At 63.4% G+C, this 13,014-nt stretch carries 11 protein-coding genes; 3 read left to right on the top strand and 8 right to left on the bottom strand.

Going from position 1 to position 13,014, the window contains the following annotated elements; translation table 11 throughout:
- Window positions 1–141: 141 nt before the first annotated feature.
- On the top strand, window positions 142–363 hold the full coding sequence (locus tag GZ092_RS00445; protein WP_293633538.1) for a CsbD family protein: 222 nt from the start codon (window positions 142–144) through the stop codon (window positions 361–363).
- A gap of 81 nt (window positions 364–444) precedes the next feature.
- Window positions 445–1,014, top strand: a complete 570-nt coding sequence (locus GZ092_RS00450; protein ID WP_293633540.1) for a hypothetical protein — start codon at window positions 445–447, stop codon at window positions 1,012–1,014.
- Between the two features lie 182 nt (window positions 1,015–1,196).
- Here GZ092_RS00450 and GZ092_RS00455 read toward each other — a convergent pair whose 3' ends face one another.
- Entirely contained in the window at window positions 1,197–2,207 is a 1,011-nt protein-coding gene (locus GZ092_RS00455) for a Stealth CR1 domain-containing protein (RefSeq protein ID WP_293633542.1), read from the bottom strand.
- Window positions 2,208–2,834: 627 nt separating this feature from the next.
- On the opposite strand from GZ092_RS00455, the gene GZ092_RS00460 reads away from it, so the two are divergent.
- A complete protein-coding gene (locus tag GZ092_RS00460) occupies window positions 2,835–5,075 on the top strand; it encodes an ATP-binding protein (RefSeq protein WP_293633544.1) in 2,241 nt (746 codons plus the stop codon).
- A 150-nt stretch (window positions 5,076–5,225) separates the two neighbouring features.
- Here the strand turns inward: GZ092_RS00460 and GZ092_RS00465 are convergent, their stop codons facing one another.
- The 7 genes from GZ092_RS00465 to gspL form a co-directional block, all read right to left on the bottom strand.
- Window positions 5,226–5,411, bottom strand: a complete 186-nt coding sequence (locus GZ092_RS00465; protein WP_293633546.1) for a CsbD family protein — start codon at window positions 5,409–5,411, stop codon at window positions 5,226–5,228.
- 167 nt (window positions 5,412–5,578) lie between these two features.
- Window positions 5,579–6,817, bottom strand: coding sequence for a type II secretion system inner membrane protein GspF (gene gspF / locus GZ092_RS00470; RefSeq protein ID WP_293633548.1), 1,239 nt, complete (start codon window positions 6,815–6,817; stop codon window positions 5,579–5,581).
- A gap of 7 nt (window positions 6,818–6,824) precedes the next feature.
- Window positions 6,825–8,234: an ATPase, T2SS/T4P/T4SS family gene (locus tag GZ092_RS00475; RefSeq protein WP_293633550.1), complete on the bottom strand. Its 1,410-nt coding sequence runs from the start codon at window positions 8,232–8,234 to the stop codon at window positions 6,825–6,827.
- A gap of 2 nt (window positions 8,235–8,236) precedes the next feature.
- A complete protein-coding gene (gene gspD, locus GZ092_RS00480; RefSeq protein WP_293633551.1) occupies window positions 8,237–10,441 on the bottom strand; it encodes a type II secretion system secretin GspD in 2,205 nt (734 codons plus the stop codon).
- A 6-nt stretch (window positions 10,442–10,447) separates the two neighbouring features.
- Window positions 10,448–11,257, bottom strand: coding sequence for a type II secretion system protein N (gene gspN, locus GZ092_RS00485; RefSeq protein ID WP_293633552.1), 810 nt, complete (start codon window positions 11,255–11,257; stop codon window positions 10,448–10,450).
- Window positions 11,258–11,264: 7 nt separating this feature from the next.
- The gene (gspM, locus tag GZ092_RS00490) at window positions 11,265–11,765 is read right to left on the bottom strand and encodes a type II secretion system protein GspM (protein ID WP_293633554.1); all 501 of its coding nucleotides are present in this window, start codon (window positions 11,763–11,765) and stop codon (window positions 11,265–11,267) included.
- Entirely contained in the window at window positions 11,762–12,991 is a 1,230-nt protein-coding gene (gspL, locus tag GZ092_RS00495) for a type II secretion system protein GspL (protein WP_293633556.1), read from the bottom strand. The genes gspM and gspL overlap by 4 nt, the downstream gene beginning before the upstream one ends.
- Between the last annotated feature and the right edge of the window lie 23 nt (window positions 12,992–13,014).

The following is a 13,014-nucleotide window of genomic DNA, read 5'->3' on the forward strand; positions in this document are numbered from 1 at the left end:
AGACTACCGCTTCAAAATCCGCCGGCCTACTTCTTTGCCGCCTTGTCATGGCTAGCATCTTCTTTCTGCAGGCAGGGACGGTTGCCCTTGCGGCATTCTCCAGAATGCCAGGCAGAGTGACACCATAACGAGGAGAAAAGCATGAACCAAGATCGAGTGGAAGGTAACTGGCTCCAGTTCAAAGGCAAGGTCAAGGAGCAATGGGGCAAGCTGACCGATGATGACCTTGATGTCATTGCCGGCAAGCGCGACCAGTTGCTGGGCAAGATCCAGGAGCGCCATGGCGTGACGCTCGAAGAAGCCGAAAACCAGGTCAATGCCTGGCATGAGCGCAACCCGACCAATTTCTTCGAGCGTTACTGAGCGGTTGCTGGCCGAGCGCCCGCTTTGATAAAACCCGAAACCCGGCCACCTCAAACTTCTTAAACTTCTCAAGGATTCATCATGAAAACCAAACTTTTGATGCTCAGCGTCGCCATGTCATGCATTTTTGCCGGTAACGCCCTGGCGCTGACCAAGGCCGAATACGACACCCAGAAAAAACAGGTCAGCGCCGACTACAAGGTCAACCGCGACAAGTGCGGCAGCCTCAAAGCCAATGCCAAGGACATTTGCGTGTCCGAAGCCAAGGGCGCGGAAAAGGTCGCCAAGGCCGAGCTTGAATCCCAGTACAAGCCCAGCGCCAACCACACCCGCGATGTCGCCATGGCCAAGGCCGATGCAGCTTACGACACCGCCAAGGAAAAGTGCGATGACCTGGCCGGCAATGCCAAGGATGTCTGCGTCAAGGATGCCAAGGCCGTGCATGTGAAAGCCAAGGAAGATGCCAAGGTTGCCGAGGCCGCCAACGCTGGCACTGCCAACAAAACGGCGAATGTCAACGAAGCCAAGAAAGAGGCCAATGCAGAAACGCGCGAAGCCAATTACAAGGCCGCCAAGGAGCGCTGTGACAGCCTGGCCGGCAATGCCAAGGACACCTGCCAGGCCGATGCCAAGGCCAAGTTCGGCATGTAATCTTCACCTGAATGCAGGTCGGGGCAGTCCATGTCCGTGACTTCAAGGTCCTGAAAATCCCGGAACTGTGCAGACAGGCCGGGATTTTTCATTTTCAACGGGGAAGGCAACTCTCTTTTTGATAGCTGAAAGTGCATGCAGGACATGCGCAGCAAGCTGTTTTCATCAAGAATCCTGAGGGTTCAGGCCGCCATGCGCTGGTCGCCTGCCCATTCAAACGATGACGGATCGGGCAGGAGTTTTTCCAGGGTCTGGGCAATTCGCAGCAGGCGCGGATCGTCGCCGGCCGCTTCGTCGCAGGTGTCGTTGATGCAGAAAAACGGCAAGTTGCCGAAGTTTTGCAGCAGCGTGTCAAACTCCCGTCCCGCCTGGGCATCGCCCGTGTTGATGTAGAGAGGATTGAGCACCTGCTGCTCGGCGTAGCCCATCTGCACCATCCAGCGCGGTGCCAGGTCCGGAACGATGGGCGGAATCCGCCAGGAGCGGAACACGGTGGACCGGACCTGCGCAAACCAGTCCTGGGCCAGGTGTTCAAGTTCATGCATCAAGCTTTTGCGCATGGCACGCGGCGTGTGCGAATACACCTGGGGAAGGTGCCGGTAGTGTGGATAGCGCTCGGTGAGCCAGCGCCCGGACTCGATCGACGCATTGACCAGCGCTGTCTCGCCGGGATGCAGCGCCTCGGGGTGCGCCGTCGATGCAGGCTCCAGGAACACCTTGATCCTGTCCTCGAACCACCACGCCGGATTGACCTGCTGGCCAAAAAATACGTCGTCGTTCAGGTAGATGAAACGCTCGGACAGGCCGGGTATGTGGTGCAGGTAGGACTCGATATGGCCTGAGTCGAACACCTCCGGCGATGCACACGGCAGCAACTGTCGGTGGTCCACCAGCGTCACCTGGCTCGAAGGCCGCAACCAGGCCGGCGTTTGCCCGTCGGTCACGATGTAGACATGGCCATGGTCCGGGAAAAACAGTTCCAGCGCGCGCAGGTTGAAAAGCAGTTCTGAATTGTCCCGGTAGCGGCCGGCCACGTTGCCAAAAGCCGCCAGTTCTTCACCATTCTGCCGTGTCCACGCGGTGTAGGCGCGATGGCGCTTGCGCAGCCAGACGGGGTCGGCGCCGTTCACCCAGAGGTAAACAACATCAATCCGTCCAGCATCTTCAGCGGGGCGATGGAGCAGATGTTTCAATTTTTGTTTGTCCTTGCCATTCAAGGCGTGAGCGCGTTCAGCAGGGTTTGCAGGGGCGAGACATGCGCAGAAAATTCCGGGCGGCTTGTCGAGTGCCAGCGGTCTGAAAAGGCTGGCAAGTTCCGGCCGAGTTGCCATCAAGCATGAATTGTTGATCAAATGTGGCTTTTGCGCATATCCTGCTTGCACCTCTAGCTATTTAAATAATAGCGAAAAGACGGCAGCGAAGAACTTGTCTGATAGCCGCCGTGCCACCGGATTGTTCAATATCCGGTATCCCCATCAACATTTATTTTGTGAATAGCCAGTGAAAAGTTACATTTTAAGCAGGTTTAATACAAGGCAATGTCCCGGAAACAATGGCATTTTCTGTTTGGGGCTTGGGTTGTTGCCGCCAATCAGTCGCGAATGATTTTCAGCGCTGCGATGTGAAATGCCGGGCAAAGTCTGGTTGAGGCTTTGGGCACACTGGCGTGCATCCACCGCCGTGTTTGATGGCGACAAAATCCTGGTGGCAAGAGTGATGTTCCGAATCCCACGATAAAGCGAGTAATGTCACATTTGATGCAAAATGACTTTCTTCAGCAAGCCTGACCGACCCCGGGTCAGAACAAACGCCTGCCTCGCATGCTTAAAAACCATCAGAACGACCTGGTAGACGCTTCGCAGATGCCTGCTTTTCTAGCCAATGGTGGCGAAATGGGCGCGCTGATCCATGCCCAGGACTGGCACGGGACCCCTCTCGGTCCACCGGCCAGCTGGCACCCCTCCCTTAAAAGCATGCTGGCCACGCTGCTCAGCAGCCCCCAGCCGATGATCATGGGCTGGGGACCGGGCTTTCTCTCGTTCTTCAACGACAGCTATCGCCAGATGCTCGGTTCGCGATTCAACGGCGTGTCGGGACTGCCTGCCGCACAACAATGGACCGATTCCTGGACAGAAATCGAGCCGATTGCAAAGAAGGCGCTTGGCGGCGAGGGCGCCTATTACGAGGACATGCCCTTGACCCTGACACGCAAAGGCTACAGGGAGCCGACCTGGTGGAGTCTTTCATTCCTGCCGTTTCGCGATGAAACCGCCCAGGTCGTTGGCGTGTACTGCCTTCTCGCAGAAACCACTGAAAAACGGCACGCGGAGCAATGTAAGGCGCAAGCACAAAAGCAGCAGGCTTTTCAGGTCGACATCAGCGATGCCTTGCGCGATGCCGTGGAACCCGAGCCCATGATGACGCTGGCGGCGCAAAAGCTGGGCGAGTATCTCGACGCCGCGTGTGTCGGCTATGCCGAGCTTGCACAAACCGGTGAATGGAGCGATGCGATGCCAATGTGGACCGATGGCAGGTATTCCAGCCTGGCCGGAAGCCACCGGCTTGAAGCTTACGGAGCAGCCCTGGTTGCAGAGCTTCGTTCCGGGCGCACCGTGGCCGTCAATGACACGACTGTCGATTTACTCACGGCCGCAGCAGCCTGCAAGCTCCGCGACAAGCCCGTGCGGGGCACTGCCTTCATGGCTTCGCCGCACACCGTGAACGGCCGCCTTTCGATGGTGCTGTACGTGGTGGATTCCCGGCCACGCGTCTGGCTGGACTGCGAGAAAACGTTGATTGAGGAGGTCGCGGCACGTACCTGGATTTCACAGCGGCGGCAGCTGGCAGAAAAAAACCTGCGCCTGACGAATGCCATGCTTGAACAGCGCACGACCGAACTGCTGCGCAGCGAGACGGCGTTGCGCCAGTCGCAAAAGCTGGAGGCGCTGGGGCAACTCACCGGCGGAGTCGCCCACGATTTCAACAACCTGCTGGGCGTGATCAGCTCGTCGGTCGAACTGCTGCGCAGCCATCGGCTGCCTGCGGAGCATTGTGACTATTACCTGGACCTGATTTATGACACGGTCGGCCGTGCCGTCAAACTGACGGGCCAGCTGCTGGCCTTTGCCCGCCAGCAACCGCTCATCCCGGAAGTGTTCGACGTTGACCGGCAGGTACAAAGCGTGATTGCGCTGGTCAAACCATTGCTGGGGTCACGGATGGAAATCCTTCATCGGTGTTGCCTGCAGGAAGGCTGTTTTGCCCTGGCCGATGTCAACCAGTTTGAAACGGCCTTGCTCAACCTGGCGGTGAATGCCCGCGATGCCATGGATGCCGAAGGCCAGTTGGTCATCGCCGTTCAACAGGTGGACAAGATACCGGCAGGCCCAGGCCGTGACCTGCATCAGGGAAGTTTCATTGCCATTTCGGCCAGCGACACCGGTTGCGGCATTGCTTTGGAAAAACTGGGAGCGATTTTCGAGCCTTTCTACACCACCAAGGAGGTGGGCCGGGGCACCGGCCTGGGCTTGAGCCAGGTGTTCGGCTTTGCCAAGCAATCGGGCGGAGAGGTGGATGTCAGGAGCGAGCCCGGCAAGGGGTCTGTTTTTACCCTCTACCTGCCACGCGCCGAAAGAGCCTCTGAGCCGCAGGCACCGGCGGCGCCAGAACCGGCAACGTCCCGCCAAGGCATTGGTGTGCTGGTGGTGGAAGACAACGAGGCGCTCGGTCAGATTACCTGCGAGATTCTCGAGGTATTGGACTACCAGCCGGTCTGGGTCGCCAGCGCCGCCGCCGCGCTGAAACTGCTGGCTGATGACGCCGGGCGCTTTGGTCTGGTTTTTTCCGATGTCGTCATGCCTGGCATTGATGGATTCGAGTTCGGCGAACAGGTCCGGCGCCAGTATCCTCACCTTCCGGTGGTGCTGACCAGCGGCTACAACGCGGCCATGGCGGAACAAGGCCATCACCATGCGTTCGAACTGGTCTTGAAGCCTTACACGTCGGACACCCTGGCGCGCGTATTCCGGCAGGCCCTTGCCGGGCACCCATCGACTGGCTGAAACAGAAAAACCTGCATGCCCATGGGCATGCAGGTTTCGCGGGGCCAGACAAATGGTCGGTGGGCTCGGACGTGATCTGTTATTTCCGATCCGCAAACAGCAAAGCGGCTGGTACAGGACCAGCCGCTTTTGTTCGGACGTTAAGCCGAATCAGAGTTTGTCAACGGCGTCTTTGAGAACTTCCTTGGCGTCGCCAACGTTTTTCTGGACACGTCCTTCGGATTGCTTCAACAGACCCTTGGCCTCTTGTTCAGGACTGTCGATCAATTCGCCAGTCGTGGATTGAACCTTGCCGGCGGCTTCCTTGAGCGCGCCCTTGACTTGATCGGTGTTCATCATTTAATCCTTTTCAGTATTCAGGTGAGTGATGGATGTAATTTAGTACCCTTGTTACTGCATGAAAAGCGGTACAAAGCTCAAGCACACGTGGGCTGCTTCCTACACACTGATCTGCACACGGCGACATCCTGCCGCCAGGCCTTGACACGCGGTCAAACGCCGGTTTAGCGCGCCAGCTGGTTGAGCTGGATGATGGGCAGCAGCACGGCCAGAACGATCAGCATCACCACCAGGCCCATCACCACGATCAGCAGCGGCTCCAGCAAGGTGGCCAGTTGCAGTGCGCGGCGCTGCACTTCGGTGCCGAGCTGCTTCGCCGCGCGGTCCAGCATCACCGGCAACTGGCCGGTCTGCTCGCCCAGGCGGGCAAACATGCTCAGCAGCCCCGGGAAACGCTTTTTATGCCCGATGGCCGAGGCCAGCGGCGTGCCTTCGCGCACCAGCACCAGCGCGTCAAGCGCATCGGCGCGCATGGCCCGGTTCGACAGCGTGTCGGCCGCTGCCTGCAGGGCCTTGAGGATGGGCACGCCGGCGCCTGCCAGCATTGCCAGGGTGCCGGCAAAACGCGCAGCGTTGTAGCCGCGCGAGAGCTTGCCCAGCACCGGCAGCGACAGCCAGGCGGCATCGAACCTTTCACGAAAAGCAGCGCTTGTCCAGGCCAGCCGGAATCCGCCCGCCATTGCCGCCAGCGCCAGGAGAACCAGCCAGCCCTGGTTGCGCACGAAGCCTGCCAGGCCGAGCATGATGACGGTCAGCACCGGCAAGGCCCGCTTGCTGCCGGCAAACACCTGCGCCACCTGCGGCACCACGTAGCCCAGCAAAAAGGTGACGATGGCAATGGCCACCAGCGTGACGATGGCCGGGTACAGTGCCGCGCCCACCAGCTTGGCCTTGAGTTCCTGGCTTTGCTCCAGGTCATCGGCCAGCCGCTCCAGCACCATGCCAAGGTTGCCGCTGTGCTCGCCAGCGCCCACGACCGCGCAATACGTCGCCGAAAACTCGCGCGGGTGCTGCGCCAGCGCGGTGGCAAAAGGCGTGCCGCCGTTGACCTCGGCGCGCAGGTTGGCAACCAGGTGGCGCTGGGGAATGTTTTCGGATTCGTCGGCCAGCGCCGTCAGCGCCCGCTCCAGCGGCAGGCCCGAAGTCACCAGTCCGGCGATCTGGCGGGTCCAGATGGCCAGTGCCGTGGCATTGAAGACCCGTTTGCTCCACAGCGTGGTGTTCCAGCCCGAAGCGCCGGCCGGCTGCACGCCCTTGCCAGCCGCGCCGACCGCCTGGACCGCCAGCGGCACCAGCGCCTGCGCCCGGAGCATGCTGCGCGCCGACCGCGCGGTGTCGGCCTCGATGATGCCCTTGCGGGTTGCGCCCTCGGCGGTCAGGGCTTCGAATGAATAGGCGGGCATGGATCGGTCAGTCTCTGGTGACCCGCACGAGTTCCTCGCGCGTGGTGATGCCGGCCTGCACCAGCCGCTCGCCGTCGTCGCGCATCAGCATCATGCCGTTTTTGAGGGCAGCTTCGCGCAGGTCGGCTTCCGCTGCCTGGTGGTGGATCTGCGCCCGGATGGCGTCGTCGGTCGCCAGCAGTTCGAACACGCCGGTGCGTCCCTGGTAGCCGGTCTGGCCGCAGGTGGCGCAGCCGGCGCCCTGGCAATGCACGCACACTTTTCGCACCAGCCGCTGCGCCAGCACGCCGAGCAGCGACGAACTGAGCAAAAACGGCTCGATGCCCATGTCGGTCAGCCGCGTGACAGCGCTGGCGGCGTCGTTGGTGTGCAGCGTGGCCAGCACCAGGTGGCCGGTGAGCGAGGCCTGGATGGCGATCTGCGCGGTTTCAAAGTCGCGGATCTCTCCGATCATGATCACGTCCGGGTCCTGGCGCAGGATGGCGCGCAGGGCCTTGGCAAAGTCCAGGTCGATCTTGGCATTGACCTGGGTCTGGCCGACGCCGGCCAGCTCGTACTCGATCGGGTCCTCGACCGTCATGATGTTCTGCCGCCGCGTGTCGAGCCGCTCCATGGCGGCGTACAGCGTGGTGGTCTTGCCCGAGCCCGTCGGGCCGGTCACCAGAATGATGCCGTGCGGCTGCGCCACCAGGTGCTCGAAGCGGCTCAGCACGTCGCCCTGCATGCCGACGGCCTCCAGGTTGAGCCGGTCTCCGCTCTTGTCCAGCAGCCGCAGCACGGCGCGCTCGCCATGTGCGCTGGGCAGCGTGCTGACGCGCACATCCACCGCCCGCGTGCCGATGCGCAGCGAAATGCGGCCGTCCTGCGGCAGGCGCTTTTCGGCAATGTCGAGTTCGGCCATGATCTTCAGCCGCGAAATCAGTGCCGCATGCAGCGCGCGGTTCGGCTGCACCACGTTGCGCAGCGAGCCGTCCACGCGAAAGCGCACGGCGGAATGGCGCTCGTAGGGCTCGATGTGGATGTCGCTGGCGCCGTCGCGCACGGCCTGCGTCAGCAGGGCGTTGAGCATGCGGATGATGGGCGCGTCGTCCGAGGTTTCCAGCAAGTCCTCGATGGCCGGCAGCGCCTGCATCATGCGCGACAGGTCAACGTCGCTTTCAACCTCGCTGATGACGGTGGCGGCGCTCGATTCGCTCTGGGAATAGGCGGCGCTGATGCGTTGCTGGAGCAGCTCGGGTGCCTCGATGCTGATGTGCTGGACTTCAAACTTGCGCATCACTTCGCTGATGGCGCCTGCCGTTTGAGGCGTGCCCAGGCTGTGCAGCCAGAGCGTCAGGTCGCCGCCAAAGTCCTCCAGCAGCAATTGCTGGCTGCGCGCGAACGCATAAGGCAAGGGGTAGCGGGCGGGATGTTCCATGCTTATCGGCCGTTCATCAGCGGCAGTGGCGCCGCCTGGAACAGGGGTGCCGCCACGGGCCGGGCCGATTCCACCGCAGGCATGGGCGTGAGGGCCGGCAGCACCGGCGACTCATTGACCGGCACCAGGCTGCTGTTGACCGGCTGGGTCTGCTGCTGGGTGGTTCGCATCAGGTCATAGCGGTCCATCGACAGGGCGTTCGTCGAGGCGGCATCGCGCACCACCACCGGCCGCAAAAAGACCATCAGGTTGGTTTTCTTGCGGCTGCGGCTTTCGGACTTGAACAGGTTGCCGAACACCGGCACATCACCCAGGCCGGGCACCTTGTCCTGGTTGCCCGAATACTCGTCCTGCAGCAGCCCGCCGAGCACGATGATGGCGCCGTCCTCGACCAGCACGTGCGACTCGATCGAGCGCTTGTTGGTGATCAGTCCGGTGGCCGAATTGACCGAGCCCGGCTGCACGCTGGAGACTTCCTGGAAGATCGCCATCTTGACGGTGCCGTTCTCGCTGATCTGCGGCTTGACCCGCAAGGTCAGGCCGACGTCCTTGCGCTCGATGGTCTGGAAAGGGTTGACGCTGCCGTTGCTGCCGCCGCTGCCGGTGTTGGTGAACTGGCCGGTGACGAAAGGCACGTTCTGGCCAATGATGATCTTGGCCTCTTCATTGTCCAGCGTGATGAGGTTGGGCGTTGACAGGATGTTGCCGGCGCCCGAGGTCTGCAGGAAGTTGGCCAGGAAGCCGAGGAAGTACACGCCGTTGCTGCGCGCCGCCACACCCAGGTTCAGGCCGGTTCCGGGCGTCAGCGGCGTGCCGCTGGCCGCTGCGACCGCCGACTGGATGATGTTCTTGCCGCTGGCGCCAAAGTTGGTGCCCAGCAGGCCGATCAGGCTGTCGCCCTTGCCGCCGAGAGGCCCTTGCCACTGGATGCCGAACTCGGCCGCCTTGTCCATGTTGACTTCGGCAATCAGGCTTTCCACATAGACCTGCGCCCGCCGGGCATCGAGCTTTTCAATCACCGCGCGCAGTTGCCGGTATTGCGGCTCGGAGGCGGTGATGATGAGCGAATTGGTCGACGGGTCGGCCTGGATCTGCCCGCCGGTCGAAGGGCCCGCGCTTGGCGTGATGGGGGCGGTTGCCGCACTGCTGGGCTGGCCCATGCTGCCGGCGCCGCCCGACTGTCCCGCCGTGTTCATGGCCGATGCATTGCCCATCTGCGGCGATGCCGGGCTGGCCGAGCCGCCGCCGGTCCCGGTCATGGAGGCGCGCAGGACCGTGGCCAGGTTGGTGGCGTCGGCATTCTTCAGGTAGACCACGTAGATGTTGCCGGCGTCGCCGTTCGGACCGTTCAGCGTCGGTGTGTCCAGGGTCCTGAGCAGCGACTTGACCAGTTCCAGGCGGGCGCCGTTGGCGGCACGGACAATCAGCGAATTGCTGCGCGGCTCGGCGAGCACGGTGGTTTTGTAGCTGGCCTCGGCCGTCACCACGCCGCCGCCGGCGCTGTTGTCGAGCAGCCGCGTGATCAGGGGCGCCAGGTCGGTCACCGACGCATAGCGCACCGGGAGCAGTTCGACATTGGTGGCGTTGGCCACGTCCAGCGCGGCAATGATGCGGCCCAGGCGGTTCAGGTTGTCGGCATAGTCGGTGATCACCAGCGAGTTGTTGCCGGGGTTGACGTTGATGGTGTTGTTCGGGCTGATCAGCGGCCGCAGGATGGGCAGCAGGTTGTTGGCATTCTCAAAGCTGAGCTTGAAGATCGTCGTGGCGATCTGGCCGCCGCCGACCGGCACGTTGGTGGACACGGCGCCGCCCTGCAGCTTGGCATCGGCCTCGGGAACGATCTTGTCCAGGCCGGCGGCGTTGACCACGGTAAAGCCCTGCAGCCGCAGGATGGCCAGGAACTGGCTGTAGGCCACGGCCGGGCTGACCGGGCGTTCGGTGGTCAGCGTGATCGTGCCCTTGACGCGCGGATCGACCACCACGTTGCGGCCCGTCAGCGTGGCCATGGTCCGGGCCACCGCGTCGATGTTGGCATTGACGAAGTTCAGCGTGATGGCTTCACCACGCCGGCCTTCGGCTGCCGGCGACGCGACTTGCGGCTGAGCCTGCAAATTTGAAGGAAATATGCCTGTTCCGCAGGCTAGCAGGGCACTTCCAGCTATTGAAAAAATAGCAAGCTGGTGTCGTTTGAAGTTCGGATGTTTCATGCGGCGTTAACCCACTTTGATGACGGCCGTTGCGCCGTTGCGCCGCCCGATGATGTTCAAGAGATTCGAGAGCGCGTCGACGCTCCCGGATGTGGCGCTGGCAGTGCCATCGAAATGCAGCCGCTGGCCGACCCACCGGCCCTGGCCGGTGAGCAGCAGGCTGCCGCCCAGGGTGCTCAGCTCCAGCGTGGACGGGTTGCCGCCTGTCAGCGTGACGCGGTAGCTGCCCATGGGCTGCAGCGTGGAAAGTCGTGAGGAAATTTGCAGGGCGTCAAGCTGCAGGCGGCCTGCCAGCGCCAGCCGGCCTTGTGTCCAGCGGGCGTTGAGGCCCTGGGTCGAAGCCGCCAGCTGGCCTTGCGCCTGCACCGTGTTCCACGGTGTGCCCAGGCCTGAGAGCAGGGCGGCGGGCCATTGCGACTGGCTGTCGGAAAGCGCCAGCTGCACGCCGCCCCAGCCTGCCGGCCTGGCCTGAAGCCTCCAGGCCTGCTGCATGCAGCATTCGGCGTTGAGTTGAAGGTCCAGGCCGGTCCAAGCCGGGCGGATGTGCCAGCTCACCCGTCCGGGCAAGGCCACAGCGTCGAGGCTGCCAGCGCCTCCCGACAACACGAGTTGCGCCGAACCCTGCCAGAAACTGCCCCGGGGTGCCGCCAGCACGGCATGGCCGCCACTGGCCTGCAGGACCAGCGACGCCAGCCAGCGTGCCGGGGCAAACAGCACAAAGGCCAGCACCAGCCCGCCCAGCGCGCCCGCCGCTGCCCAGCGCCAGGGGGCAGTGGCAAAGGCAGGGCTGGCAGCGCTGGAGGTCGGGTAAGGCATGGTCTGGCTAGCGGGCCGGCAGGCCCATCACAAGAACGCCATTCCAGACCTGGCCGCCTGGCGTCGAGGCGCGCACCAGGCGGGCCTCGATCAGGGCCGAGCGGGCATTCAGGCGCGCCTGCGCCAGCCACTGTGCCAGCGCATCGGGGCTGGCGTTCTTGACGGTGATGCTGGCGCGCTCGCCAGCCAGCACCAGCTGGGCGCTGGCGCCCAGCGTCTGCTTGGTGGCGGCGGTCAGGGCACGCACCGCCTCGTCAAAGCCCAGGGGCGGCTGCTTCTGGACGGCCTGCGCCTGCAGCTGCATGGCCTGCATGGTTTGCAATTGCGCGCCCAGCACCCTGGCCTGGTTGTCGGCGCTGCGCAGCGTGGCCAATGACGGCCCGACGCTGAATTGCCAGAGCAGGAATGCCAGGACCAGCAGGCCGGCCAGCCGGATGCCGTTTTTTTCGCGGCCCGGCAGCCCGGCCCAGCGCGCTCGCAGCGGCTCCAGGGCGCTTGTCAAGCTCATGGAAAACGCTCCTCTTTCATCGTCAGGCCATCGGCCTCGGTGCGCAGGCGGTAACCCCGGGGCTGCAGCCGTGCCGCAGTTTCGGCCAATGCGGAAGCTGAAAGTGAAACCCCTTTCAGACGCAGTTCGTTTGCTATGAATTCAATAGCTTCTGGCGTCGGCGCATCGGGCGCTGCAGCCTGAAAATGCCCCAGCATGGTTTCCATGTCGGCAGACGAGGCGACGCCATTGCGGCGCTGCAGGTCGGACACCGCCCGGGCCATCTGCACCGGCGCATCGACGACCACGCGCACGTCGGGGAAGGTGGCGGTGAGCAGGTTGCGGATGGCGGCGCGCTGCGCCGCCTGCGCGGACTGCTCTTTCCAGGCCCAGGCCTGAAGGCCTGCCAGGTTGACCAGCACCAGGGCCACGCTGGCCCAGCGCGCAGCGCGCCAGCGCGGCGCCCTGAACAGCGAGGAAATCATGGCTGACAGATGCTTGCGGGTGCGCGTGCCCCGGGTGTAGAGCAGGTCGAACTGCGCCAGGTCCCAGTCCGACTGCGCCGCCGCCAGCCAGCGCTCGGGCGGCGTCTGCAGCCGGGCAGGACGGTTGAAGAAATGTTCTGCCAAGGCGGCCACGCCGGGTTCGGCCAGAACTTCGGAATCCTCTGGCCATGCCATCAGCGCGGCACTGGCCACCGACAGCGGCAGCAGCGTCACGCCCTGTGGCCCGGTGCGTATCAGCTGGGGCTGGTCGGGCGTGCCGGTGACATGCAGCGACGCAGGCGCATCGTCAGCAGGTGGCGTCAGTTCGGGGACGATGCGCGCGACCGGCCGGCCGGCCTGCGTCAGCATCGCCAGCCAGGCATGCAGCCAGGCTCTTTCGCAGGTCGCTACCCATACCGGTTGGTCGGCGCGAGGCTTCGGCTCGATGGCGAAATGCAGCTGGCTGGTCTCGTCGAGCACGCTGTCTTCGAGCAGCCCGTCGAGCACGGCACGCAGCCGCCCGGCATTGCCATCCTGGAACAAGCCGCCTTTCAGCGCACCCCGGGGCAGGGCTAGCCGGTGCCAGGACAGGCGGCAGGCGGGAACCACCGCCACGATGTCGGCACCGGAGGGCGCGGGCAACAGCGCTGCGGGCGCCTCGACAGCGCGCAAAACGGTGAACCCGTCATCGCTCAGAACGCCCTCGCAAAGCATGGCGGCGGTCGGAAGTGCCCGGGGAAGGGTGACGATCAGGGTTGTCATGCTTGAATTAAGGGGGCCATTGT

This window comes from Polaromonas sp. (genome assembly GCF_010365105.1).
Lineage (GTDB): Bacteria > Pseudomonadota > Gammaproteobacteria > Burkholderiales > Burkholderiaceae_C > Polaromonas.